Consider the following 26,697-nt stretch of genomic DNA (forward strand, 5'->3'; position numbering starts at 1 on the left):
ACCTCGCCGGAATATGACGTGGCGCTTCAATGTCTCAATGCGAGAATTTTAAGAATGGCCGCTCAATCTCAGCCTTGGCTCAGACAACTTTTCCGCCGGTAATATCGAATTCAGCCCCCGTGCGAATTCCGGATGGCCATCTGGTTGTCATGGTTTTGAGTCGGGTATTGAATCGCACCCCCTCCATGCCGTGGATGTGATGGTCGCCGAACAAGGACCGCTTCCACCCTCCGAAAGAGTGATAAGCGACCGGAACCGGGATTGGCACGTTTACTCCGACCATACCTATGCGCACGCGCGCCCAGAAATCACGCGCAGCGTCACCGTCGCGGGTGAAAATCGCCGTGCCGTTTCCATATTCATGATCGTTTATCAGACCAACTGCGTCTTCGTAACTGGCAGCTCGCACCACGGAAAGGACCGGTCCAAAGATTTCATCCTTGTAGATGGACATATCAGGCGTCACTCGATCAAACAGGCACCCGCCGATGAAATAGCCGTCTTCGTACCCCTGTAACGAGATTTCGCGCCCGTCGACAACAAGCTCGGCACCCTTTTCAAGGCCCTGTTCAATATAGGAATAGATGCGGTCGTAGCTTTGCTTGCTGATCACGGGACCAAGTTCTGAGGACGGGTCGGTAAATGGCGCAACTTTCAAAGCCCGCACCCTGGGTGCCAGTACGTCGATCAGCCGGTCTGCTGTGTCTTCACCAACGGTTACGGCAATGGAAATGGCCATACATCGCTCACCCGCAGAGCCATAGGCCGACCCAATGAGCGCGTCCGAAACTTGTTCCAAATCCGCATCCGGCATAACGACCAGATGATTTTTTGCGCCGCACAACGCCTGCACGCGTTTCCCGTTCGCAGAGCCACGCGAGTATATGTAACGCCCAATTGCCGTTGAGCCGACAAAGCTGACCGCTTCAACCAATGGATGATCCAAAAGCGCATCCACGGCCACTTTGTCCCCACTCACGACGTTGAAAACGCCCGGTGGCAACCCGGCCTGCGCCAGTAATTCCGCGATGCGCATCACGACCGAGGGGTCTTTTTCGGAAGGCTTCAGCACGAACGTATTTCCACAGGCAATGGCCACAGGATACATCCAAAGCGGGACCATGGCGGGAAAATTGAAGGGTGTTACACCTGCAACAACGCCCAAAGGCTGTCTGACAGAAAAACAATCTACGTTTGCTGCAACGGCCTCTGAATACTCGCCTTTAAGAAGCTGAGGAATCCCACACGCGAATTCGACAACCTCGATACCGCGCGCAATCTCGCCTTTTGCGTCCGGCAGAGTTTTTCCATGTTCTGACGACAGCAGTTCAGCCAGTTCATTGGTATGTTTTTTGAGATGATCGCGAAACTCAAACATAACCATCGCGCGTTTAGCAGGCGGTGTTGCAGCCCAGCCCGGCGCCGCCTCAGCCGCTGTTCTAACGATGGTGTCTACGTCTTCGACAGAGGCCAGCGTTGCCTTTCCAGTCACCGCCCCGGTGGCCGGGTTTACAATTTCAGAAATCCTGTTGCTCGCACCTGGCCAAAATTCGTTGGATACAAAGTGCCCCAGAATATTCATCTCTCACCTCGCTACATTCGACCTGACGGACCTATGGGCGCGGTGAATCAATAATAAAATAACTTGCTTTCGCGTGGGCAAGTGACTCGATCAGACCAGCCCGATTGGCCTTGCCCATCAATAAAGGTAGGTTTGCTGGCCCGTTGGATAGACACAGATGAGTTTAAGTGTGGGCACAGCTAGAGCGCATCAATGGCGCTGCGCAAGGTGCGAAGACCCTGTTCGATATTGCCTGCCGGAACGGCGGAAATGCCAAGCCTGAAGGTTATCTCGCCCTTCCTTTCATCAGAAAAACAAACGCTTGACGGCTCGATAATCACGCCCCTTTGACGTGCAGCTTCCGCGATTTGATAGGCGCTGTGCCCTTGGGTGCTGCGGAAGAAAAAGTTCGTGCTGCCATATTCGTATTGCAGCTCGAAATCGGGAAACAGCTCTTGGATGACCTGCGATGCGACGTGCCAGCGTTCGTTGAAAATCTGGTGCATCTTTGCCCGGTGCGTCTCATGATGACCAAAACGCAGGAACAGAGATGCGGTGTGTTGAATGACGTGCGGTGGATGGCGGATCATCATTCCGCGTAGGGCGCGCGCTTCTTGCACCAGAGATTCCTGGGCGACCAGATAGCCCAGCCGCAGACCCGGAGCCAAGCTTTTTGAAAGGCTGCCAGTATAGATCACCCGTCCCTGAGAATGCCCACTATACAAAGGAAGAAGACTGTTCTCATCAAAGTCCATGTCACCTTCGTAATCGTCTTCGATAATCAGGAAATCTTCCTTCTTTGCCATGTCCAGCAGCTGACGTTTTCGGGTCTGCGACATAGACAGAACTGTTGGCATCTGACGGTTTGGCGTCACATAGACCAGATCGCATCCGGCTAGTCTTTCATCGACAACAAGACCCTCACTGTCGACGGGGATGAACCGGACCTCATCAAAGGTCTGCTCGAATATGTTGCGCGCGTCGGCATATCCTGGATCCTCAATTGCAACGACGCGGCCAAAGCCACGCAGCAAAGCCGCCACGATATAGATGGCCTGCTGCGCACCCATGGTAATCAGCACGTTTTCAGGCTTGGCGACGATACCTCTATGCGGCAACAACCGGCTACAGATTTGTTCAACAAAGGTGTCGGAATCACGATACTGGTTGTCACCTGTCCAATTGCTGAGGTCGCGCATGTTTAACGCCAGTCGGGAACATTCACGCCATTCAGCCAAAGGAAACCTGTTCGAGGCCGCCTGGTTGCACACGAACGGGAACTGATAGTCCGGCCAATCCGCAGGCCGCGTGATACAGCCTGCTTTGGATGGCAAACGCCTTCTGGTTATTCTTTCGACGATGTTCGGGAAATTCGCGTTGATCTCTTGATCTGCCTTGGCCTGCATCCGGTTCAGATTGAGAGAGACATAGTAGCCAGATTTTGGCTTCGAAATGATTGTACCTTCGTCAACAAGCCTGGAATATGCACCCAAAACCGAGTTCACAGACACCTTGAGATCGCGCGCAAGTGCTCTGCAGGAGGGCAATTTCGCTCCATTTTGCAGTACGCCGCTTGAAATCAAATAAGCCAACTCTGCGCGTATCTGATCGCGTATACCTAATGCGTCATCGCGGTCGATGTTCATCACATTGACCAGATTTGACGCCGAACGCTGTGCATCGGATGCCTCTGGTTGATTTTTGCAAGAGAGATTTTTGCTCATCGTGAACTGGCCATTTGATAAAACACAAGACGCATGATTATTGTGATCCTGCATCCGAGTTTTGGGGGCTACGCGAATTGTGTACGTATCCCGGAATATAGAAAGCCTCTGGGCTTTCCATTCTCAAAACCGACATCCGACAAAGGGTAGCGCCTTGCCAAAGCATTGTGAAAGGTCAATCGAACTCTGTTCAGGCTGATCAATGATGTGATTGCCCAGCTTAAAGTCTGAATTGCCCCACAAACCGCAAATCGCCGTCGATAAAGAAGGGCTTGAACAAGCCAGAGACAGGTCGGCCAGTGTATTCCCGTTGTAAACTGGCAATAGCCTGAGATTGCCTGGTTCCATAAACACCCCTTTTATCGCATGTTTGCTCGGACTGTACTGCGATGGTCTCACCCTATCACTGACTACGCAAGATTCGTTCACGTGAAGATTCGCGGGTTAACATGGGGGTTTTCCCCATGTTTCTTAAGAAAAACGGTGCGGGGCCTCTTTATTCGTCAGCTGTGGCTTAGTTCACCTCATCTGGCAACATCAGGGTGCTGAACTCAGAACTGCTGCCGAAGCCAAGAATTGAACGCTTCGATTTGTGGGCGAACAGCAGCGCGGTGATCTGTTCTAATGAGGTAATGAGATTGCTCCAATGCTACCGCTTCGCCAGCGATACGAATGTTCTGTCCGGCCGTCATCGCCCGTGCCACAAAACGTTCAATGACCACGGCACACCCTAAACCAGCACCAACCATTTCGATCGCGGCGGTTGAGGTGTCGGTCACCAGCCGCGCGCCAGGTTGCGTTGATTCCAGCGAAAAGGCGGAAAGGTAGCGCGCCCAATGATCGTCAAAACCCAAGATATGAATTGAGGGGTGCTGCAGTAAGTCCTTGGGCCCTTTTATCATTTCATGGGACACGGCACTGACAATCGGGACAATCGCCTCGTCCGAAAGCGGCTCCAAATTAGGGCCTGCATAGTCTTTAGACGCTAAGACGATATCAACGTCGACCGGGTGTTGTTCCGAGGAATCCTTCCAGATCGAGGTTAAAAGTTTGACGCTGGTGTCGGGATGGTCGCGCAGAAAGCCATCCAACCTTGGAGACAACCACATGATGAAGGCCATCGAGGCTCGTATTGTGATCGTTGCTGCCCCGCGGGGACCAAATAGGCCGGTCGTCGACATCTCAATCGTGCCCAGTGCTTCGCGGACAGGCAGTAAGTAAGCTTTGCCCACATCGGTCAATTGCAGACTTTTGGGGCGGCGCACGAATAGCTTATCGCCCAGCTGCGCCTCAAGGGCTTTGATATGCTGGCTTACGGCAGTCTGTGTCAGGCCGATTTCTTGACTCGCAGATGTGAAGCTCAGCAATCGCGCTGCGGCTTCGAAACTCCGCAACCAGTTGAGGTTCAGATTGTGGCGCATCAGCTTTCCATAAAAATTTTTTGTTCATGGGCCCGTTTTGTTTCGTTTTATCTGATCAAGACTGCTCTGCATAGTATCGGGATGTGCGACCACGCACTGACCGGTTGAGTTTTCCTGAAGGAGATCATCATGACTGACACCAGCCAATCCAAACGGGATGTCGCTCTGGATTTTGTCGACCTCGACCGGTACCCGATTGCCGATCTGGACAATGGCCCGGGTGCAGAATTATTAGCCCAATGTCAGCTCAGAATCGACACCAACGGCTGGTGCAATCTGGATGGCTTTCTGCATTCTAAGGCTTTGAAACAGGTGAATTCAGAGGCAAACGCCCTGCTTCCGACGGCGGAGATTTTGCACGTGAAGCGAAACATCTATCAGGGGGCGATTGACCCTTCGCTGCCTGACGATGATCCACGCCGAAAAGAATTCATCCATAGCGCCGTGCAGCTTGCAGATGATCAAATACCGGCAGAGTCCGGCCTCAAGCAGCTGTACCAGTCAGAAATTTTGACCGAGTTTGTGCGGCGGGTGCAGATGAAAGACCAACTGTATCGATGCGCGGATGAGTTTCAGGCGCTCAACGTCGTCGCCCTGCAACCCGGAAGCGGACATGCCTGGCACTATGATACGACCGAATGCACTGTCACGCTGTTATTGCAGGCTGCCGAAAAAGGTGGCGAGTTCACCTTTATTCCAAATTCCCGGACAGACTCGGATGAAGACCGAGAGGCGGTGGACCGCTTGTTGGATGGGGACTTGTCTCATGCCCAGACCTTCGCGCGCGGGGCGGGAACGCTGACGTTGTTCCGTGGCGGGTACTCGTTACATGGCGTGACCAAGGTTGAAGGTGACCGCCCCCGTATTACGGCCACGATGACTTATGACGAACAGCCCGACCGCGAAATCGGGGATGAGATCAACATTCGCATATACGGCAAGCGGGTGGAAAACATACTGGCCAGCCGCAAGGCTGAAACCACGGGCTAAGGACGGAAAAGAATGAAAACCGCACTTTTGGTGATTGATGTTCAAATGGCCCTGGCGCACGAGGATGCTTTGGGCACGGAACGGTCATGTCCTGAGGCAGAAAGCAATATTACCCAGCTGCTGGACAAGTTTCGCGGCGACGGCAGCACGGTCGTTCATATTCACCACCATGGTACGGATCCCGAGGACCCGTTTCACTCTGACGCCCCAGGGTGTGCAGTTCAACCGTTCGCGGCCCCGGCCACCAATGAGCCTATCGTCGTCAAGACCGGCAGCAGCGGTTTTGTGGGAACTGCATTGCTGGCAATTCTGCAGGACGCTGGCGTCGAGCGTGTTATCCTGTGCGGTGCGACCGCCAATCATTGTGTAGAATCGACCACGCGCAGTGCAGCTGATCTTGGCTTTCAGCCAATCTATGCGGCCGATGCTGTTTGGACTTATGGGCTTACCGGCCCGGACGGAAAATCCCACAATGCCGCTCAAGTTCATTCGGTTAGCATGGCAACGCTTGACGGTGAAATCGCGGATGTGAAACCCACAAACGACATTCTGGCCCTATAACACTGGCGATCAAAAAGAAGCGCTGCGTTGATTAATGATAAGTCAGAATTCAAAAGCATGATTTCTCAACACTTTTTTCGTTTTTCCGTCGTGAAAGAAATAGCAGACTGAACCGAAACGTCCGCCGACAAGTTACCTAGTCACCAAGCGCCTTTTTCAGAAAAAAGCACCTCTGATCGGGCTGCGCCCGGGCAGTTCAGTAGATGATGTTAAGCATCAACAAGGAAACAACCAGGAACAGAATTGTCATAACCCCACCCGAGCGCACAAAATCCATAACCTTGTAACCTGCAGGGCCCATAATCAGCGCGTTGACCTGATGGGTTGGAATAATAAAGCTGTTCGAGGTCGAGATTGCTACGGTCAGTGCAAAGACAGCTGGGTTGCCTCCTGCCGCCACCGCAATCGAAATGGCAAGCGGCACAAGCAAGACAGTGGCCCCGACATTCGACATGACCAACGAAAAGGCTGTGGCCAATATCGCGACACCAGCCTGCAGCGCCCATATCGGCCAGCCGTTTAGAATGATCATGATTTGCTGGGCAATCCATGCCGCCGTTCCGGTGTTTTGCACCGCCTGCCCAAGCGGTATGAGACAGGCCAGCAGGAATACGGTGTTCCATCCGACTGCGCGATAGGCCTCATCCACACTCAGTACACGTGTGAGCATCATTCCCGCGGCTCCGGTCAGCAGGCACAACGACAAACGAACGTCGGTGAACAAAATCAGCGATAGGGAAATTGCGAAAAAGGCCAAGGCCCAACCAACCTTCTGCGGCCTCAATTCATCCTGTGGGAAATCCGTTGTCACGACGACAAAATCAGGATCCCGCTTAATGCGCATCAGGTTGTCCCACCGGGTATGTGCAACAAGCATGTCCCCTGCGTGAAAATCCTCGAGCCCGATCTGAGTGGAATCGTGCGTGTCGGTTTCAACATGGCTAAGCGTTTCTTCACCGCGGTGAATTGCAAGCAACGACATGCCATAGGTCTTGCGAAACAATAGTTCGCGCGGGCATTTTCCGATCAGTTTGCTATCGGGCGTCACAACGACTTCGGCTATGCCGGCATTGGTCGGCGCAAATTCTTCAACGAAGATATCCAAATCCGGCAGAACCGTTAGACCAAATTTCAGTGCAAATTGTTCTACATCCCAGCGGTTTCCGATGATGGCCAATCTGCAAGGTGCTGCAATCTCGGCGGTCAGGACCTGAACCATCGACGTTTTGCCGCGATAAAACGTAGAGATTATGTATAGGTGTTCTTCGTGGTTGATATCAGCCAGAATGCGCCCCACCAATGGGCTATCCTCGGGCACGATCACCTCGAAAACATCTGCCTGCAGCCCGTACACCCGTTGCAAATATTCCTGCGTACCCTGCCCTGTGCCGGTACTGTCAGATCCGGTATCGCCCGGTAATACCCACCGCCCAAGCAGCAGAAAATACGCGATCCCAGTTAAGATCAGGACCGCTCCGATTGGTGTAACCGAAAAAAGACCAAATGGTTCAATCTGCTGATCAGCGGGCAGACCCTTGTTTGCAGTGATGACGAGATCGTTAAGCAAAATCAGCGGTGATGAGCCCACCATTGTCATCGTGCCGCCCAAAATTGCGCAAAACCCCATGGGCATCAGCAAGCGGGACAGCGGAATTCCGGACCTAGAGGAAATTCGGCTGACCACGGGCAAGAACAATGCGGCCGCACCGACGTTCTGCATAAAGGATGAAATAACGCCGACCGTGCCCGAAACAATTGGCAGCACCCGGTTCTCGGCGGTGCCGCCATATTTCAATATGACCGCCGCAACTTTGTTCATGATGCCGGTTTTATCCAGACCCGCCCCCACGATCATAACCGCGATGATGGATATCACCGCATTGGACGCAAATCCGTCGAACAGTTGCGAAACATTGGCAAGGTTCTCAAGCCCCGGAGCGTAGCTAAGAAGGCCGACCAGAACCAAAACCAGTATCGCAGAAAGGTCTATTCTGACAATTTCCGATACGAAAAGGAAAACGGTGAAGGCCAACAAAGCGCACACCACTCCCATCTCGAACGTGAAGGTTACGTGTTCCACTATATTCACCGAGACATTGTCAATTTTGCTTTAAATTGAACAACTAAACTATCAAGCTTGCGCTGTCATGATGTTTCAGTATTTACCGGCAGAACGAAACAAAATTTCAAGGCGATGACGCCAGAAAACAGAGTGACGAGCGCCTCACGCCTCAAACATCCTAACGAAACACTACTTATCATCCATGAATGCAACGCCCGTCCAATCGCCTGGCGGAGGGTCCGCCAGCAACGCTTTTGCTCGCTTGATCATCAAAACGGACGCAGGATCGCCCCCGCGCAAATTATCTGCGGTCTCAAAGGACGCGACCGCCTCGGACATGCGTCTGGCCCGGTAATGGGCAAGACCTGTTTCATAAGCCTCGATCCACGGTGGGGTCTCAGCGACACTGTCAGCCATGGCAATCAGTTCGAAAACGACCAGTTCTCCGGACCGGCCGGCAATTTCAAGCGTATCCAGTTCCCGGACGATGATCACATCACCTGCTTCTCGCCGTGTTTCGGGTCCAATGAGGATCGCGCTGCCATAGGCCTTGTTGGCCACTTCTAGGCGGCTTGCTACGTTTACGACGTCCCCAATTGCAGTGTAGTTCAGCCGCTGTTCCGATCCGATATTCCCAACCAGAGCTTCACCACTGTTCAGACCGACCCTGACGCGCAGGGAATCGTCAGAGTCACTTCGCAGGCCAGCACTTTCGACCACGTCCACGAGTTCCAGCGCAGCACGACAGGCATCTTCAGCGTGGTTGAGATTTTCTCGCGGGGCACCCCAGAACGCCATCACCGCATCCCCGATGAACTTATCGATTGTTCCATGATGCCGTTCAATGGTCGATGACGCAGCGCTGAAGAATGGTGCCATCAACTCGACAATCTTCGGGCCATGCTTTTCGGTCAGGCCGGTGAAACCCGACACATCACAAAACAGCACAGATATCGTTTTTGTTTCCCCTCCGGGCTGCGTCTTGATACCTGCCGCCACCAGCATTCGCACAAGATCGGTCGGCACATACTTTCGAAACGCCGACAGACCCGCCGCCATGTTGGCCGTCGCTGCGGACAGGTTATTTAGCTCTTTCAGGCGCGAGGGACGCCGCGAGACTTGCTCGACATCGAAACGTTCAATTCGGCTGAGGTCTTCGGCAACGCGCGACAAAGGGTTTGCCACAACCTTGCGCATTAACCAAATGGCAAGACCGGTCGCCACAACAACCACCCCAAGCAGCGCATAAATCAGATTGACAAGCGTCCGGTCGATACCTGACAGGAAGGCGGCTTCGGGGATGACCGTGGCCACGCGCCACCCGTAAAATCCAAGCGGGGTCAGTGCCACGGCATAGGGCACGTCGTCATACACCACACGGGTCGTCAAACTGCCGGCGACATTCGGACCAGAGGTCGCCAAAAGGGTTTCCCCAGACATCTTGGCAACTTCGTACAGCTCACCTTCACCCATCCGCGCCGGGGTGACCTCATCTGCATCCGGGTCCGGTACGGCGATCACCTTGCCATCCGCGCTCAGAATATAGGCCGCGCCAAACTCACCCGGCCGCAATGATCCCAGAAAGCGCGACAGGCGATCCGTTTCAATGGCCACCGTCAACACGCCTTGGCGTCTGCGGTTCACGTCGATTGCCCCGGCAAAGGCGTAGACCGTTTTGTCGCTACCCGGCAGGTCGCGCACCTCGATCCAGTCCGGCGTATCGCGATCAATGAAATTACCGTACCAGGCGTGATCGCGCGGATCATATTGGGTTGGCGAAAACGAGCGGTCTTCGAATTGGATGTCCCCGGGAATAAAAATGTAGCGGTCCTTGCGCAGGCTCCGATCCCGGATCTCGTCGTTGATTTCGATCATCTCCAGCCCGCTGTCGCCTAAACGGTGGGCGGCGAAGAAGTCCCCGTCAGGCCAGCCGAAGGTAATCCACGATATGTTGGGCTGCGCCTGCAATTGCGACAGGAACACAAACTCTCGCTTGTCGGCTTGCTGTGTCTGAATCACATTCTGGACAAATATTGTCCGGACCGCGGCCCAGGCCGCTTCGGCGGATCTTAGGGTCAATCCCACTTCGATCCGAACAGTGTTGGCGATTTGACTGTTGATCTCGGCCGCCAACATCCGACTGTTTTCCCTCGCGGTCGTCCACCACAGCGAATGCACCACAAAAGTCGACGCGCCGATTGAAAGCGCGACAAGTATTGATACGGCAATTCCTACGCTGACTCGCACTTGTGGTCCAAACGGCTGTTGGTGGCAAAAGCCTGGGGTTGATCGGCCAAATGTGAGTTGAAGGTTAAAGGGCGCAATTCCTTGTTTCCAGATGGTTTCAAGAAACATGCCGATTTGTTTACCCGGTGTTGAACTCGGCAAGTAAAAACATGGCACCGCAGTAAGGCCCGCAGGTCCTTTACCACAAGCGCGTGATTGCGGTGATGGGGGGTTGGCATGCCCAGCCCCCATGTGTAACAGGACGCATCCCGGTCGCAGCCTACCCGGGTAACAAAACAAGGGTTCAAAAAATGAAAACGATTGTAATCTGCTCGGGCGGGCTGGATTCGGTGTCGCTGGCGCATATGGTTGCCCGCGATCACCAGCTGACGGGCTTGATTTCCTTTGACTACGGACAACGCCACTGGAAAGAGCTGGACTTTGCCACGCTGTGCGCGAGTAGGTTGAATGTCCCCCATGACATCATCGATCTACGCCCCGTCGGAGCCGTTCTGACCGGATCGGCGCTGACCGATGATCTAGACGTCCCAGACGGGCATTATGCCGAAGACAGCATGCGTGTAACCGTGGTGCCCAACCGAAACGCCATCATGCTAACCGTCGCGTTTGGCGCGGCGGCAGCGCGCGGGGCTGATGCGGTGGCCACGGCGGTGCATGGCGGGGATCACTTTATCTATCCCGATTGCCGACCGGAATTCACGCAAGCCTTTGAGACCATGCAGAAGCACGCGCTGGATGGTTATGCCGATGTGTCCCTGTTCACCCCGTTTGTCCATCGCAACAAGGCCGATATCGTCACCGAGGGAGAGCGGTGCGAAACACCTTTTGCGCAGACATGGTCTTGTTACAAAGGCGGCGCGCATCATTGCGGCCGCTGCGGCACCTGTGTCGAGCGGCGCGAAGCGTTTCACCTGGCCAATGTCGAAGACCCAACCACTTATGGGGACCCGGAATTCTGGGTCGCGGCAACGGCACAAAAGGAAATCGCCTGATGTACCGGATCACCAAGGAATTCCACTTTTCCGCTTCGCATCAATTGGCCCACCTGCCCCACGATCATCAATGCGCCCGGATGCATGGGCATAACTACATCGTCGAAGTCGAGCTGGCCGCATTCGACCTGAACGCCGATGGCTTCGTGCGAGACTATGGTGAGCTTAAGCCGCTCAAGACTTATATTGACGAGACGTTCGACCACCGGCATCTGAACGACGTGATGAACATCCTGACCACGGCGGAAAACATGGCACGACATTTCTATGACTGGTGTGCCGCTCGCTGGCCGGAAACCGCGGCCGTCCGGGTCAGCGAGACGCCAAAAACCTGGGCCGAGTACCGCCCATGAACCGTCTGCGCATTGCCGAGATTTTCGGCCCCACGATTCAGGGCGAAGGCGCGCTGATCGGCGAACCCACCGTGTTTGTACGCACCGGTGGCTGCGATTATCGGTGCAGCTGGTGTGACAGCATGCACGCGGTCGACACAGCCTTTCGCCATGAGTGGGCAGCCATGTCCACGGATGCGGTTTGGACGCGGGTGCATGCCTTGTCGGGCGGGCGGCCCCTGACAGTTTCGCTGTCTGGTGGGAACCCTGCCATTCAAGACTTTGGTCCCCTGATCGCGCAGGGCCAAGCCGAGGGGTATCGGTTTGCCTGCGAAACCCAGGGTTCAATTGCGAAACCTTGGTTCGGCGATCTGGATACGTTGGTTCTGAGCCCGAAACCGCCCTCAAGCGGCGAAACCGTGGATTGGAATACGTTTGCGGCCTGCCTCGACGCGGCTCAAACCGGCCCGAAGGTGGTGATGAAAATCGTGATCTTTGATGAGGCCGACTATGGCTGGGCCCGCGCCGCGGCCGACCGACATCCAGCACTGCCCCTCTATCTGCAACCGGGCAACGCCGAGGTCGACCCCGATCTACCCGTCGATCCGCAAACCCTGTCGGACAGATTGTTGTGGCTGGTGGAGAAGGTAACCGCCGACGGCTGGTTCTCACCTCGGGTTCTGCCGCAGCTGCACGTCCTGCTATGGGGCAACAAACGCGGGGTCTGACCCCAAAAAGGAGTATACAATGGAAACCATTTACAGCGATCTGACCCAGCTGGGCGGCAAAACCGAACTACCCACCTCACCCGAAGCAGCCGAGCTGGAGCGGGTCCAGAACCCGCAGGCCGATATCGATTATTGCGTGCGGTTTACCGCGCCCGAATTCACCTCGCTCTGCCCGATGACCGGGCAACCTGATTTTGCACATCTGGTAATAGATTACGTGCCGGGTGACTGGCTGGTCGAATCGAAATCCCTGAAACTGTTTCTTGGCTCCTTCCGGAACCACGGCGCGTTTCACGAGGATTGCACCGTCTCCATCGCCCGCCGTCTGGTCGAATTCCTGTCGCCCCGATGGTTGCGGATCGGCGGGTATTGGTATCCGCGTGGCGGCATCCCGATCGACGTGTTCTGGCAAACCGGGGCGACACCCGAACATGTCTGGATACCCGATCAGGGCGTCCCCCCCTATCGCGGGCGCGGTTAGGACCAAATGAAACTTTGAGGGCGGTTGGTGGATGGGCCAAGACAAAAGGCACGCCCACCCAGCGCCAACCGCTCCTTCACCAGTCCAGCCGCTCGTGGGTTTCAGTTCCGATTTGGGTGACCTCAGGAACGTTCTGGATCGAGACAGGTTCGGCCAGCACGTCAGATTGCGAATTCCCAGACTCGTCATGTTCCGACACATCATCCCATGCCATATCAGTATGCTGAAGCCGGTGCATCAGACAGTGAACAACGCTTTTGGCGAACGCTGATGGCAGACCAAGTTACAAGCCAACAAAATGATGACGGTTTTGTAACCTGTGCGCGGATGGCTTTTCAACCAACTACTCAGGTGCGCATATTGGCTCCAATGGCATCGTAAATTGGCGCACCCAGAACCGTGGCGTCATAGAACGCGCCAAGGATTTCCACCTGCAGGATTGTTCCCGGCGCGGCATGGTCCGCGGTAACATACCCCATCGCCATCGACGCCCCGACCCGATGCGCATAGCCACCGGACGAGACATAACCGACGGCAGTTCCGTCTTTCACGATCGCCTCATCATTCGACACATCAATTCCGTCGACGTCGATTGTCATGGTCACTAGCTTCTGTTTGATGCCTTCCGCGCGGGCCGCCTCAGTCGCCGTCTTGCCGACAAACTCTTTGTTCCAATTGATGAAGGCTTCCATGCCGCTTTCGACTGCATTGAAATCCGGGCGGAATTCAAGCGTCCAGACACCCCACCCTTTCTCCAGCCGCATCGACATCAACGCGCGGGCCCCATACCAGCGATAGCCCAGATCGGCCCCGGCCTCTTCAATCGCTTCGGCCAGACGCAACAGGTATTGCGGCTTGCAATAAATCTCATAGCCCAGTTCGCCGCTGAACGAGATGCGATTCAGGATCACCGGTACACCGGCCACAAAGGTCTGGCGAAGATCGCGGAACTTGAAGGCCTCGGCCGAGACATCCTCTCGCGTCAGCCGCGCCAACAACTGGCGAGATTTGGGGCCAGACAATGCGATTCCGTGCCAATCGTCCGACACGTTGGCATAGCTCACATCATCCGGCAGGTCCTTTTCGAACCAGCGGCGATGCGCCTCTTGCATGGCGCCTGAACCAAACAGGATAAAGTGATCGTCGGCCAAGCAGGCCACGGTCAAATCACCAAAGAGCTTACCCTTGGGCGTCAACATCGGTGTCAGCGTCAGGCGCCTCGGTTTGGGTACATACCCGGCCAGCACGTAATCCAGATAGGCCCGCGCACCCGCGCCTTTGAATTCATGTTTGGCGAAATTGGCAATCTCGATCCCACCAACAGCCTCTTGCACCGCTTTCACCTCACGCGCGACATAGTCGTGACTGCGATTGCGCTCAAAAGTCGGGTCTTCATGCGCGTCCTCAGGGCCATCGGCGAACCACAGCGCGTTTTCCAACCCAAAGCCCTGCCCCATCCGCGCGCCTTTTGCGACCAAACGATCATAAAGCGCGGTGGTTTTCTGCATCCGTCCCTTGGGTAGCGTTTCGTTCGGAAACGTCATCACGAAACGGCGTTCGTAGTTTTCCGAGGATTTGATCGTGCCCCAGTCTGGCGTTGCGAACTCGCCAAACCGCGCCACATCCATGGCCCAGACGTCGATCGAAGGCTCTCCGTCGATCATCCATTCAGCCATGGTCAGGCCGACGCCGCCACCCTGGCAAAAGCCCGCCATGACGCCCACTGCGACCCAATAGTTCTTCATCCCCGGCACCGGGCCGATCATTGGGTTGCCATCAGGGCCAAAGGTGAAGGGACCATTGATCATGTCCTTGATCCCAGCCTCACCAATGGTGGGAATGCGTTCAAACGACATCTCCAAACGGTCGGCAATGCGGTCAAGGTCAGGTTGCAGCAGCTCATGCCCAAAATCCCACGGCGTGCCGTTCACCTTCCAAGGGGTCGATTTCGGTTCATACGTGCCCAGCAGCATCCCCTGCCGTTCCTGCCGGAAATAGATGTTGGCCTCATAGTCGATCCCGGCGGGCAGGCGCCCCGCCTCCCCCATGATCTCCATCCGCTCAGCAATCTGAGGGATTTTTTCGGTGATCAGATAATGGTGTTCCATTGGCTGAACCGGCAGGTGAATGCCAGACATATGCCCGACCTCGCGCGCCCACAGCCCTCCACAATTCACCACGTGTTCGGCATTGATCTGACCTTTGGGCGTGGTCAAATCCCACGAGCCATCGGGTCGCTGCGACATCGAGGTGACACCGCAATGGGTGAAATACTGCGCACCATGAACGCGCGCAGATTTGGCAAATGCATAGGTCGCTCCCGACGGGTCCAGATCGCCGTCTTGATCATCCCACAGCGCTGCATAGTAATGTTTCGGATCGACCAGCGGGTGCCGTTCGGCCAACTCGGACGGAGAAATGAACTCCTGATGCAGGCCCATATAGCGCGCCTTCGACCGCTCGCGTTTCAGATAGTCGTACCACTCCTTGGTCGAGGCCGCGTAGAACCCTCCAGTGATATGCAATCCAACCGAATGGCCCGAGGTCTCCTCGATCTCTTTATACAGATCAATGGTATAGCTTTGCAGACGGCTGATATTCGGGTCCGAGCTGATCGTGTGAATCTGCCCCGCCGCATGCCAGCTTGAACCCGAGGTCAACTCATCTCGTTCCAGAAGCACCACGTCCTTCCAACCGAATTTGGCCAGATGAAACAGGATCGAGCAGCCAACGACACCGCCACCAATGACAACGACCTTGGCGTGGGACGGCAACGGTTTACCGGTGGCTGTTTCGTCTTTTTGAATCTCGGGCATACGTGTTTTCCTTGGTTGACCGGCATAAGTGAAAGGTCGGGGAACTTAGTACCAGGCGTCGGGCAAGCTTTCTTTGCGTTTGGCAACAAAAGCCTCCAACTCTTCTTTCAACGCCACGTCGATGGGAGGTGCCTCATAATCTTTCAGCATCTGGTTCCAACGTTCATAAGCCCGCGTGCGCATGTCCTTGGCCCCTTCATCCTCCCAGCTTTCGACGTTTTCGCTGTGGCTGAGCGCGGGTTCATAGAACGCATCCTGATAATTTCGAATGGTGTGACCGCAGCCCAGGAAATGGCCGCCGGGACCAACCTCCTCATAGGCGTCACTGGCCAGCGCTTCGTCTGATGTGTCCAGCCCCAGATCCAGAACCTTTTGATAAGACCCAAGCCGGTCCGCATCCATGATCAGCTTTTCGAATCCGGCGCACAGTCCACCTTCCAGCCAACCCGCCGATTGCAGCACGAAATTCGCCCCGGCCAACATGGTCGAATGCATCGAATCCGCGCTTTCATACGCGGCTTGCGCATCCTCGATCTTGGACGCTGTCAGCGATCCGCCACAGCGCAGAGGCAGGCCCACGCGTCGCGCGAGTTGCCCGATCGCATAATTCGAGATCACCGGCTCGGGCATGCCAAAAGTCGGCGCGCCGGATTTCAGCGACATCGAAGACAGGAAGTTCCCCAGTATGAAAGGCGCACCGGGACGGATAAGCTGAATATATGCACAGACCATCATCGCCTCGGCCAATGCCTGGGCCACCGAGGCAGCGGTCGATACCGGCCCCATCGCCCCGGACAGGATGAACGGCACCACCATCATACCTTGACCCCGGCTGCTGTAGACCCGCGCGGATTCCGTCACCACCCGATCAACCAGCAGCGGTGAATTGGTGTTCACGTTGCCCATGATGACACAGTTTTCCGCCATCACATCCGCGCCAAATACGATCTCGGCCATGTCGACACTGTCCTGAGCGCGGCTCATCTCGGTAATTGCGCCCAGATGCGGTTTGTCGCTTAGCGTCATGTGGGCCAGCAACATATCCAGATGCCGCTTGCTGACTGGAACATCACACGGCTCGCAGGTCACAAAGCCCCCGTGATGCAGGTTTGGGTGCAGGTAGGTAAGGCGCACCAGGTCCTCAAAGGAGTTCAGATCGCCATAACGCCGCCCACCTTTCAGATCACGCACAAAAGGGGCGCCATAGACCGGGGCGAAAACCTGATTTCGACCGCCGATGACAACCGATCGATCCCGATTGCGGGCCAACTGAGTAAACTCACGCGGTGCCTTGGCACAAAGGGCGCGAATCCAATCTGCAGGGGCGCGCACGATATCACCGTCGACCTGTGCCCCTTCGCACTTCCATAGCGCAAGCGCCTCGGGGTCGTCACGAAAGGCGATGCCCACGTCCTGCAAAAACCAATCCACCTGACGTTCCAGACGAACGACCTGCTCCTCGTCAAGCAGATCGTAAAACGGGGCCTGGCGCTGAATAAAGGGTGAGGCGGGCACAGCGATATGTGTGTCCTGCCGTTTTCTGGATGTCCGAGCGCGCCGTGCCATTGAAACCCTCATCGCCATGTTTCTTCAAGAACCATAGCGCTCAACCACATCTCTGTGACGGTTGAAAATATTGATGTTTAGCATAATCTGAAGTTATGCAAAAACCCTGGTCCCTCCTCTCCTCACCTCGCCATCTGGTCGTCTTCGAAGCTGCCGCACGCACGGGATCATTCACCAAAGCGGCAGAGGAGTTGAATGTGCAGCAACCCGCCGTCAGTGCCTCGATCAAGCAATTGGAAACCTCACTTGGCGTCGTTTTGTTTCGGCGCAGCCATCGCAGGATCACTTTGACCAATGCAGGAAACCGTCTGTTTTCAGATGTCACCCGCGCGTTCGAGCTGCTGTCGCATTCTGCAGCTTCGATCCGGCAATTTGCCAGCAATGATCACGTGACACTCAGCGCTTCCTCGGCATTCAACAACTACTGGCTTATGCCTCGAATAGCATCGTTTCAGCAAAATCATCCCGATATTGAGCTGCGCCTGCAATCCAGCGATCGCGAGCCGGACCTGAATGTGGAAACCATCAGCCTTGCCGTGCGGTTGGGCGATGGCAATTGGCCCGATTGCGACGCGCATTTGATATCGGATGAGGTGATCTATCCCGTCGCTTCACCTCGCGTCATGGCCGCCGCCGTCACGCTCAAGAATGTGCCCGGCCTTCTGAATCAACGGCTTATTCACCTAGAGGAGCCGGTCCGTGAACGCCCCACATGGGAACAGTGGTTTCGCACCTTTGGCATCACCGAGGTCACCCCTCGTACCGGTCTGCGGCTGAACGATTATGCCTTGGTTTTGCAGGCCGCGATGGCGGGTGAGGGCTTTGCCTTTGGCTGGCATCATGTCGTAGCTCCGCTGGTGCGGCAGGGCATGCTGGCGGCGCGTCCTGAATGGGCCTGGAAAACGGGCAAAGGGTTTTATCTGGTGTGGTCCAAAACTCGCCCCCTGACACCAAAGGCCGAGATTGTGCGGGATTGGATCCTGTCTTCCCGGCAAGAGGGATAACAAGGGCGGGGCGGGCTTTAACGCCGCTCCGCGTCCCTCATTGCGCGGCTGGCTGCCACTTCAGCTCGGACACCGCTGCGGAACATCAAAAACATCATCATGGCCACCAACACAAGCAGGGGAAGAACCATCAGCTGGATTGCGTTCATCCCCAGATAGGCCGGCTTATCCAATACTCGGCCGAACAGGTTTTGAAGCAGGTTGACGTTGTAAATGTCATGATCTTCAACGTAATCAGCCGCCTCGCGCCAGGCGTCTTCATCTCCGGGTTTTAGTGTGGTTTTCTTGGTTTTCAGGACCCACTCATAGCGCAAGGACGCCTCAGCTTCGTTCCACTCGCCCTTGGTTTCAAAATCGACAAAGCGGTTTTCAAAGCTGTGACCGACCGGTTGGTTCAAGGATGCCGGCACATTGCGCATGACCACTGTGTGTACAGCGTGAATCGGATTATTAACCTGCGATTGCCCTGCCAACGCCGCGTCATCATCAAGCTCGTAAAGCTGATCCGAAACCACATAGCCAAAATGGCTCAGGTCCGCCCAAAGGCCATCTTCTTCGAACCCGTCGCGCGGCAGGGAATATCGCTGCACCAGCCGAATGACGTTGGCGTCAAGATCATCCTCAACAACCATCGCATCGGGATGCGTGGCACCGGGAAAGCGATCCGCATACCAATCTTCGTAATTCTTGTGCCGCTTTTCCTCATCCTGACGATCAAAAAGCCACCGCCTGTAATCTGCGTTCACACCGCGCCAGGTTTCGGTCACATCCAGAATGGCAGCCACCGGACCTTCATCCAACAAAGTGTACTCTTGTAGAACTTCGGACGTGGGCTCAGCTGGAAGATGCCGCACAATCTCGACCAGTTCGGTGCTGTCCGGTGACAGCGGCAGCCCCCAGGTGAATTCGGTCAGCGAAATGGCCCGGCCGACTCCGCCCTGCAACAAGTCGGTGGGGTCAACAAACCAATCGCCCTGTACATCGCGAATGCGAACAATCGCATGATCAAAAACAAAGGGCGACGGCAACATGCGTGGCAAGGCAGGTCCGATTTCATGATCCACGATGACCGCATCGGCTTGAATACCCAGATGCGCCAGCATCGAAATCAGCAACAGCGCCTTATCCTTGCAATCCCCGTAAGCAGTGGACCAGACCGTATTCGGCGTACGGGGTATCCAACCGCCTTCCCCGATGGAAACACTGAAATACCGCACACGGTCCTGAACCAGCCGCAGGGCCTGGGTCGCGCGCCATTCGGGGTCGTCCGATTGCGCCGCGATCTCTTCAAGTATCGCGATCAGATCATCGGGCAAAAGATCAGGACGAGGTCGGTAATCTGTCGCAAAGCGCTGTGCGATCTGTCCCCAATCGAGAAACGTGGACAGCTGCATCCCGTCATTCGAGACATCCCAGGCCTCTGCCGCATGCAGGTTTCCGTCTTCCTCCTCAATCTCGCCAAAAGCCCACGACAAGACCGTGCGCCCATTGGCTTCGTAACGGTTGATCGAGAAGTCTTCGGTATGATTCAGACCAAAACGGGTCGACGCTGGCAGGTCGATACTTATCCGCCTCTCCGTCCAACTGCTGACTCTGGGCTTGTCTGCCCAATAGTGGAACTGATCAGGAAAAACCGGTGTTGTCGCTTTTTTCGACCAGATGATCTCAAGGCCATCCCCCACGCGCAGATCGGCGATCTGGCCGAAATATTCAATATCGCCCTGCATCACGCCGGATTTGAGTTCACGCTCCAGACTCAATTCTCGAAACGGCAAGTCGAGTTGGTCAAATGTCTTTCCGTTCCGATGTATCCGCAGCCGATGCAATGTGGCGCGTTCGAAAATCGGATCCACCGTCAGGCGAACCTCACCGAAATCCTCAAGACTGGACCGGTCGTGAACAACAAAAAATCTCTGTCTGACGATTTCATACCCGGCCTCTTCGACCCGCATTTTCTCATCAAACAGGGGTTGGCTCACGGATCTGTCTGCTGCCAAAGCGGCCCCTCGATCCTGTGGCGAAACCTCTTCGTACCATGCAGGCAGGGTTGGATTTCGCAGCATCTCGGCTGCGGCGGGTTTGGATTGAAGCCAGCCGATGAATCCCAAGATCGTCACGAAAACAATCAACCAGACCACACTGCTGATCAGGAACGACCACCACCGTTTCTTTTTTCCCTGTTTCGGTACCGTGGCGTGTCTGGCGCCATCCCATGGGCCCAATCCTCGCGATGTACGGTGGGCAGCCAACAGATTTGTCGCCGAGGGGATTTCAGGGATGACGAAAACCTGATCGTCGGTCAGCTCAACAACAGTCAGATAATTTTCGCAGTGTACCGCGCGCACCATGTTCCAGCCGATGCGCAAAACCCTGCCTTCCCGCCAGATCTCTAATCCTGACGTGTCGCAGGTCACGGCGGTCGGTCCCCAGGCGATGCCGCGCACAAGCCCGTACCGAGCAAAGTGCAGATGCCGCAGACGGGGCAGATGCCTTTGAAAAAACGATGCATGCGCCATCAGTGCGGTGACCAACAGCACGACGCACAGCTGATTGAACAGCGGAAAACCTGCCTGCACGGTATTACCCTAAACAAGGGACCACAGGCCAAGCGCAGCAAACCCGGTGAGGATCAAGAAGGTCAAATAGTTGAAAACAGAATCCAACCTATTGGGGCATTTGGTTCCTGTTTTCCTTGCGACTCCTTCAAGCGCCTCAAACGCGTCCCGGGCCGAGAAATTCTGCACCAACGCCGCATCCGGTGCGTCTTGCAGCGCAAAACTGCCTTTGCCCGAACGGCTTTCCTGTTTGAGTTTGCGCAGCAGGTGCTGGGCATCTTGCTCGGTCGGTAAGGGGATAAAAAGCAACCGCATATCGGGGCTGCGCCACATCACGAACCGCCCATTGCGTTCAAGTTTAGAGATATGCGCAAAATGCCAAGATTCGGTGAAATCCTTCTCTTGTGCGATGACGTGGTCTTGCTCAATCGAATAAGTCACTGCCTCGGGCACACGCTCAGTTGGGGTAAGAATAACAGGCGCGCGGCCCGTCCAGATCGCCCAGAAACTGCCTGCTTTCAACGCGATCGACCGCGCAAAGAACAAGCATAGCAGCCCGACGAACAACGCGGTCCAAGGTTGTTCACCAGCCGCCGAAAGGCCCAGATTCGAATGCCATGAAACAAAGAAAGTGCCCACGGATTCAGCAAGGAAAATGGCAGCCCAGACACTCAAGGCCAGGGCAAAAAGCAGGTTCAGCGCAAACTGCTTGCGCGCCTCCAATTGGCGCAGCTCTGCCCGAACGGCGCCATTCAATTCGGTTTCAACGTTAAAAATGGGTGTTTTGACTGGTGCTGCCGAAATGTCAGGAAAAAGAGCGTTCACAATAAGAGAATCCCAAAAATCCAATACTCGCCAATAGATTGCACCATAGTGGCAGAATTATGGATTCCGTAACGTCCAAATCGCGCCCTGTTCAGGCACTCGCATTCCAGCGCGCGGCGGTGGGGGCACTCAATCGCAGGGAATCAACAGCCCGCGCAGCAATCTGATCGATCACGTCATTCAAATTTTGCGGCTTGAGGTAAAAGGCGGGCACAGGCGGCATGATTACGGCCCCCATTTCCGTTGCAGAGGTCATGTTGCGCAGATGCGCTAACGTCAACGGCGCTTCGCGGGTGAGCAGGATCAAAGGGCGGCGTTCCTTAAGCTGCACGCTGGCTGCCCGAGTCAGCAGGTTGTCGTCCAGACCCAACGAAATCGCTGCAAGCGTGCGCATCGAACAAGGCGCTACAATCATGCCCGCAACCGGGACTGAGCCGGAAGCGATACTTGCCCCCACATCGCCGGTGGCATGGTGCCGGGTCGCCAGCTTGCACAGATCGTCCAACGCATCCGCGCCGCATTCCTGCGCCAACGTAAGATTGGCCGCCGGGCTGACGACCAGATCAATCTCAACTCCCAACCCCGACAAATTGCCCGCCACAGCAAGGCTTAGCGCTGCGCCCGATGCACCGGACACCCCCAATATGACACGGGCAGCGCTCATTGGCTCAGCCCCGGCATGATCCGGCCCAACAGATCAGCAGCAAAGGCCGCATCGGCATCCGAAGTTCGCATGACCTCACCCCATTCGCGCGAGGTTTCCGAGCCGATCTTGGTGGTGGCATCGATGCCCATCTTACCCGCCAATCCGGGTTGGGGCGAGGCAAAGTCGAGGTAATCCATGGCAGTATTCTCCAGCAACATCACATCGCGCACAGGGTCCATTCGGGTGGCCAGCGCCCAGGCGATGTCGTCCCAGTTGGACGGATCGATATCGTCATCCACGACCACGATCATCTTGGTATAGCTGAATTGCGGCAACATCCCCCAAAGCGCCATCATCACCCGCCGCGCCTGTCCGGGATAGCGTTTGTCTATACTGACAATCGCCATGCGATACGAACAAGCGGCAGGTGGCAGCCAGAGGTCACGCACTTCGGGAATCTGCGCGCGGATGGTCGGCAATGACAGCCGGGTGAACACTTCGCCGATGATGGCAGGTTCATCCGGGGGGCGACCGGTATAAGTGGACAGGTAGACTGGTGCTTCACGATGGGTCACGGCGGTGACATGCATCACAGGAAACGGCTCGGCCGGGTTGTAGTATCCGGTGTGGTCGCCAAACGGTCCTTCGGGGGCGGTATCGGTTGGGGAAACCCAGCCTTCCAACACAATCTCGGCGTCGGCCGGCACCAACAGTGGCACAGATTTGGCTGGTATCATCCGGGGTCGTGTGCTGTTCAAGGCACCTGCAAAACTCAACTCTGACACGGTTTCCGGCAGCGGCAACGCCGCTGACAACAGCGTTGCCGGATCAGCACCCAAAACGATGACCACAGGCATTTTTTCACCACGCTGAACCCAGCTGCGATGATGCCCCGCCCCGCCGCGATGAGGCAGCCAGCGCATGATCAATCGGCTCCGGTCCAGAACCTGCACACGGTAGATGCCGGCATTGTAGCGGCTGACATCCCCGGCATCGCTGTCATACGGGCGGGTCACCACCACGGGCCATGTGATCAGTGGCCCGGCATCGCCCGGCCAATGGGTCTGAACCGGCAATGCAGACAGGTCGACATCTGTCCCGGTGAGGACAACATCCTGAACCGCCGCCGACCGAACGGTTTTTGGACGCGCTGCCAACGCCGCTTTCAGCATCGGCCAGCGTGACAGGGCATCGCGCAACCCATCCGGCGGCGCGGGGCTGCGCAGCGCCGCCAGAAAGGATCCCAATTCGTCCAGGCCATCTGGCGCAACGCCCAGCCCGGCGGCGACACGCCGGGCTGTGCCGAACAGGTTGACTACGACGGGAATATCCAATCGGTCGCCCTGCGCCGTTATCGAGTAATCAAACCGCAGAACCGGCCCTTGTGCTTCCAAAACAGCGCGATGCACGGCCGTCATCTGGTGGCGCAAAGAGACGGGTTCGGACACCGCCTGGAATTGGCCGGTGCTTTCGCTCCAACCAAGAAAATCACGAAGGGTGGGAAATTTCGGTAAGGTGCGAATGGGACAGCTCCGGTAATCTGCCCTTCCCCTAACAACGATTTTGTCGCGCAGAATTGACAACAGTCAATTAACGGGCACCTGCACCCGCCTACGACAGCAGGACCTGCTAAACCGCCGGAGGTCAGTTTGTCCGATCCTCACATAACAATACCGCACTGCCCCGCCCCTCTGGCGGCGGCGCTGCGGCTGGTACCGCTTGCACCCCTGTCCCTGTCGCTGACGGTTTTTGCCCGCAAGATCGCCCACACCTCACCCGGCCTGTTTCAGCGCCTGGGCGAATACAGGCAGACCGATTTTGTACTCGACCCGGTCGACCTCCCGATTGTTCTGTGTCTCAATCCCAACGATGGTCGACCAAAGGTGACCCTGACTCGCGGTCGGGGGAAAGGAGTGGCCCGGATCTCGGGTCCGCTTGCCGCTTTGCTTGGTCTGGTACACGGGGCCTTTGATGGCGATGCGCTGTTTTTCTCGCGCGATCTGGTGGTTGAAGGCGATACCGGCGCCGCCCTCGCCCTGCGCAATGCCGTGGACGATGCCGAACTGGACCTGGCGCAGGAAGCGGCCAGACTTTCCGGGCCATTCGCGCGTCCGATACAGCAATTGATTGCCCTGGCCGAGCGTCAAACCGGCCTCTGCCTGACCCGACCCGAGGACGCAGTAATATGGTGATGGAAATCGTCTGCCCGGCAGGAACGCCTGCCGCCTTGCGGGCCGCCGTTAAGGCGGGGGCACATACGGTCTATTGCGGTTTCAACGATGAAACCAACGCCCGAAACTTTCCGGGCCTCAATTTCAATCGCAGCGAAATGCGCGATGCTGTAAGTTTCGCCCATCAACACGGCTCAAAAGTGCTGGTTGCCATCAATACTTTCCCGCGCGCAGGGGATGAGGCGATCTGGCACAGCGCCGTAGCAGATGCCGAAACCTGCGGAGCAGACGCGGTGATCCTGGCCGATCTAGGACTGCTGGACCACACCGCCCGCACCCACCCTGGATTGCGACGGCACCTGTCTGTGCAGGCCGCCGCTGCCAATGCCGATGTAATCAATTTCTATGCAGACACGTTTGGCGTCAAACGTGTGGTCCTGCCACGCGTTCTGTCCGTGCCCGAGATTGCCGCCATCAATGCCGAAACCGAGGTTGAGACTGAGGTGTTCGTCTTCGGCGGCCTGTGCGTGATGGCCGAAGGGCGCTGTTCGCTCTCTTCCTATGCCACCGGGTTGTCACCAAACATGAACGGGGTCTGCTCACCCGCCAGCCATGTGGATTACTCAGAAGATCAGGGCGTTCTGGATGCGCGTCTGGGCGGTTATCTAATCCACCGGGTCGATAAGGGGGAACCGGCCCCCTACCCCACCCTGTGCAAGGGATGTTTCACCGCAGGATCCCAAACCGGACATCTGTTCGAAGATCCTGTCAGCCTGAACGCCGAGCAGTTGATCCCGCAATTGCAAAAAGCGGGCGTTACGGCGCTGAAGATCGAAGGGCGGCAACGGTCGAAATCCTATGTCGCGCAAGTGGTGCGCAATTTCCGCGCGGCGGTGGATGCGCTTGAGGCCGGGCGCCCGATGCCCGAGGGCATGCTGGCCCGCCTGTCCGAGGGGCAGGCCATGACAACCGGCGCCTACAAGAAAACATGGAGATAACGCGATGGAACTGACAGTCGGGCCCAGCCAGTTCTTCTGGCCCGCCGATTTCTGGACCGGGTTTTATCAGGACCTGACCCAGTCTCCGGTCGATCGTGTGGTGATCGGCGAGTTGGTCTGTTCCAAACGCCTGCCCTTCTACCAGGACCGCATCCCCGATGCGATTGCCGCGTTGATCGAGGCCGGGAAACAGGTTTCCCTCACCAGTCTTGCGCTGATCACGCTGAAACGCGAACGCAAACTGACCGCCGAACTGGCCGAAATGGGTGTGACGGTCGAGGTCAATGATTTGACCGCCCTGGCCCATCTGCCCAAGGGCTGCGCGTTCACGGTAGGACCGCTGGTTAATGTCTACAATGAAGGCACGCTGAACTGGCTGGCAGCCCGCGGCGCAAATCGAGTCTGTCTGCCGCCGGAATTGCCCCTGGCATCAGTTGAGGCATTGACGCGGGTTGCCAATGACCTGGATATCGCGATCGAGGTCTGGGGTCACGGCCGGTTACCGCTTGCCATCTCTGGCCGCTGCTATCACGCACGCCTACATGGGCGCACCAAGGACAACTGCCAATTCGCTTGCGAAGACGACCCCGACGGGCTCGAGGTTCTGACCGGAGACGGCAGGCCCTTCATGGCAATGAACGGGGTACAGACCTTATCCGACAGCTATGCCTGCACCGACCATCAAATTGACCAATTGCGCTGGGTCGGAGTGTCAGCCTTGCGTCTGTCGCCACAATCCAAGGGGTTTGCGAAACTTTGTAAACTGTACCGTCAGCGTCTGGGACAGACCTTGCCCCAAGGCGGTGTTGCAAAAGCGATCACGACGGAGGACCCTGCCCTGCGCCTAAGCGATGGGTTCTTAACCGGCGCTTGCGGGGCGGACTGGTCAGGCGCTTCCTGATTCTGTGCAACACTTCTATTGCTTGGCCCGGATTGCACGACATTGTTCCTGAGCGCACGGCTGCACTGAGCTAGCCGAGCATCCCGGACGTCATATCTGGTAGAGAAGCGGGCCGG

At 56.3% G+C, this 26,697-nt stretch carries 22 protein-coding genes; 10 read left to right on the forward strand and 12 right to left on the reverse strand.

Features of this window, described 5'->3' with window-relative positions:
- Positions 1-79 precede the first annotated feature (79 nt).
- The 3 genes from ACR0JB_RS07840 to ACR0JB_RS07850 all read right to left on the reverse strand — a co-directional run bounded on the left by ACR0JB_RS07840 (position 80) and on the right by ACR0JB_RS07850 (position 4,706).
- On the reverse strand, positions 80-1,582 hold the full coding sequence (locus ACR0JB_RS07840) for a CoA-acylating methylmalonate-semialdehyde dehydrogenase (protein ID WP_480789802.1): 1,503 nt from the start codon (positions 1,580-1,582) through the stop codon (positions 80-82).
- 179 nt (positions 1,583-1,761) lie between these two features.
- Positions 1,762-3,339 (reverse strand): MocR-like pyridoxine biosynthesis transcription factor PdxR, encoded by a 1,578-nt coding sequence (gene pdxR, locus ACR0JB_RS07845; RefSeq protein WP_170394510.1) that lies wholly within the window; start codon positions 3,337-3,339, stop codon positions 1,762-1,764.
- A 497-nt stretch (positions 3,340-3,836) separates the two neighbouring features.
- Positions 3,837-4,706, reverse strand: a complete 870-nt coding sequence (locus ACR0JB_RS07850) for a LysR family transcriptional regulator (RefSeq protein ID WP_480789803.1) — start codon at positions 4,704-4,706, stop codon at positions 3,837-3,839.
- A gap of 129 nt (positions 4,707-4,835) precedes the next feature.
- On the opposite strand from ACR0JB_RS07850, the gene ACR0JB_RS07855 reads away from it, so the two are divergent.
- Both ACR0JB_RS07855 and ACR0JB_RS07860 read left to right on the forward strand, forming a co-directional pair.
- Positions 4,836-5,696: a HalD/BesD family halogenase gene (locus ACR0JB_RS07855; RefSeq protein ID WP_480789804.1), complete on the forward strand. Its 861-nt coding sequence runs from the start codon at positions 4,836-4,838 to the stop codon at positions 5,694-5,696.
- A gap of 12 nt (positions 5,697-5,708) precedes the next feature.
- The gene (locus tag ACR0JB_RS07860; RefSeq protein ID WP_480789805.1) at positions 5,709-6,257 is read left to right on the forward strand and encodes an isochorismatase family protein; all 549 of its coding nucleotides are present in this window, start codon (positions 5,709-5,711) and stop codon (positions 6,255-6,257) included.
- A gap of 196 nt (positions 6,258-6,453) precedes the next feature.
- Here the strand turns inward: ACR0JB_RS07860 and ACR0JB_RS07865 are convergent, their stop codons facing one another.
- Both ACR0JB_RS07865 and ACR0JB_RS07870 read right to left on the reverse strand, forming a co-directional pair.
- A complete protein-coding gene (locus tag ACR0JB_RS07865; protein WP_480789806.1) occupies positions 6,454-8,337 on the reverse strand; it encodes an SLC13 family permease in 1,884 nt (627 codons plus the stop codon).
- Positions 8,338-8,508: 171 nt separating this feature from the next.
- A complete protein-coding gene (locus ACR0JB_RS07870) occupies positions 8,509-10,566 on the reverse strand; it encodes an adenylate/guanylate cyclase domain-containing protein (protein WP_480644267.1) in 2,058 nt (685 codons plus the stop codon).
- Between the two features lie 290 nt (positions 10,567-10,856).
- On the opposite strand from ACR0JB_RS07870, the gene queC reads away from it, so the two are divergent.
- From queC to queF, 4 genes are read left to right on the forward strand one after another with little or no spacing between them, the layout of a single operon-like run.
- Entirely contained in the window at positions 10,857-11,558 is a 702-nt protein-coding gene (gene queC, locus ACR0JB_RS07875; protein ID WP_170394522.1) for a 7-cyano-7-deazaguanine synthase QueC, read from the forward strand.
- Positions 11,558-11,911 carry a 6-carboxytetrahydropterin synthase QueD gene (queD, locus tag ACR0JB_RS07880; protein ID WP_170394526.1) on the forward strand — a complete coding sequence of 118 codons (354 nt, stop codon included), beginning with the start codon at positions 11,558-11,560 and terminating at the stop codon, positions 11,909-11,911. Before queC ends, queD begins: the two co-directional genes overlap by 1 nt.
- The gene (queE, locus tag ACR0JB_RS07885; protein WP_170394529.1) at positions 11,908-12,618 is read left to right on the forward strand and encodes a 7-carboxy-7-deazaguanine synthase QueE; all 711 of its coding nucleotides are present in this window, start codon (positions 11,908-11,910) and stop codon (positions 12,616-12,618) included. Before queD ends, queE begins: the two co-directional genes overlap by 4 nt.
- Before the next feature lie 19 nt (positions 12,619-12,637).
- The gene (gene queF / locus ACR0JB_RS07890) at positions 12,638-13,099 is read left to right on the forward strand and encodes a preQ(1) synthase (RefSeq protein ID WP_170394532.1); all 462 of its coding nucleotides are present in this window, start codon (positions 12,638-12,640) and stop codon (positions 13,097-13,099) included.
- 76 nt (positions 13,100-13,175) lie between these two features.
- On the opposite strand, the gene ACR0JB_RS07895 is transcribed toward queF, so the two are convergent.
- From ACR0JB_RS07895 to ACR0JB_RS07905, 3 genes are all read right to left on the reverse strand, one after another.
- Positions 13,176-13,313 (reverse strand): hypothetical protein, encoded by a 138-nt coding sequence (locus ACR0JB_RS07895; protein WP_170414754.1) that lies wholly within the window; start codon positions 13,311-13,313, stop codon positions 13,176-13,178.
- Between the two features lie 133 nt (positions 13,314-13,446).
- Positions 13,447-15,915, reverse strand: coding sequence for a GcvT family protein (locus tag ACR0JB_RS07900; RefSeq protein ID WP_170394538.1), 2,469 nt, complete (start codon positions 15,913-15,915; stop codon positions 13,447-13,449).
- A gap of 45 nt (positions 15,916-15,960) precedes the next feature.
- Complete coding sequence (locus tag ACR0JB_RS07905; RefSeq protein ID WP_170362674.1) at positions 15,961-17,481, reverse strand: trimethylamine methyltransferase family protein; 1,521 nt, start codon at positions 17,479-17,481, stop codon at positions 15,961-15,963.
- 95 nt (positions 17,482-17,576) lie between these two features.
- Between ACR0JB_RS07905 and ACR0JB_RS07910 the strand changes: the two genes are divergently transcribed.
- Entirely contained in the window at positions 17,577-18,485 is a 909-nt protein-coding gene (locus ACR0JB_RS07910) for a LysR substrate-binding domain-containing protein (RefSeq protein ID WP_170362673.1), read from the forward strand.
- Positions 18,486-18,502: 17 nt separating this feature from the next.
- Here ACR0JB_RS07910 and ACR0JB_RS07915 read toward each other — a convergent pair whose 3' ends face one another.
- The 4 genes from ACR0JB_RS07915 to ACR0JB_RS07930 all read right to left on the reverse strand — a co-directional run bounded on the left by ACR0JB_RS07915 (position 18,503) and on the right by ACR0JB_RS07930 (position 24,034).
- Complete coding sequence (locus ACR0JB_RS07915) at positions 18,503-21,061, reverse strand: DUF3857 domain-containing transglutaminase family protein (RefSeq protein WP_480789807.1); 2,559 nt, start codon at positions 21,059-21,061, stop codon at positions 18,503-18,505.
- A 9-nt stretch (positions 21,062-21,070) separates the two neighbouring features.
- A complete protein-coding gene (locus ACR0JB_RS07920; RefSeq protein WP_480789808.1) occupies positions 21,071-21,865 on the reverse strand; it encodes a hypothetical protein in 795 nt (264 codons plus the stop codon).
- Positions 21,866-21,956: 91 nt separating this feature from the next.
- Positions 21,957-22,529 carry a UbiX family flavin prenyltransferase gene (locus ACR0JB_RS07925; RefSeq protein WP_480789809.1) on the reverse strand — a complete coding sequence of 191 codons (573 nt, stop codon included), beginning with the start codon at positions 22,527-22,529 and terminating at the stop codon, positions 21,957-21,959.
- A complete protein-coding gene (locus ACR0JB_RS07930; protein ID WP_480789865.1) occupies positions 22,526-24,034 on the reverse strand; it encodes a UbiD family decarboxylase in 1,509 nt (502 codons plus the stop codon). The genes ACR0JB_RS07925 and ACR0JB_RS07930 overlap by 4 nt, the downstream gene beginning before the upstream one ends.
- A 126-nt stretch (positions 24,035-24,160) precedes the next feature.
- Between ACR0JB_RS07930 and ubiT the strand changes: the two genes are divergently transcribed.
- The 3 genes from ubiT to ubiV are packed head-to-tail and all read left to right on the forward strand — an operon-like array spanning position 24,161 to position 26,581.
- Complete coding sequence (ubiT, locus tag ACR0JB_RS07935; protein WP_170506098.1) at positions 24,161-24,703, forward strand: ubiquinone anaerobic biosynthesis accessory factor UbiT; 543 nt, start codon at positions 24,161-24,163, stop codon at positions 24,701-24,703.
- The gene (gene ubiU / locus ACR0JB_RS07940; RefSeq protein ID WP_170379732.1) at positions 24,703-25,680 is read left to right on the forward strand and encodes a ubiquinone anaerobic biosynthesis protein UbiU; all 978 of its coding nucleotides are present in this window, start codon (positions 24,703-24,705) and stop codon (positions 25,678-25,680) included. Before ubiT ends, ubiU begins: the two co-directional genes overlap by 1 nt.
- 4 nt (positions 25,681-25,684) lie before the next feature.
- Complete coding sequence (gene ubiV / locus ACR0JB_RS07945; RefSeq protein WP_170506095.1) at positions 25,685-26,581, forward strand: ubiquinone anaerobic biosynthesis protein UbiV; 897 nt, start codon at positions 25,685-25,687, stop codon at positions 26,579-26,581.
- The last annotated feature ends 116 nt before the right edge of the window (positions 26,582-26,697 follow it).

This window comes from Ruegeria sp. BI7, from assembly GCF_056537925.1.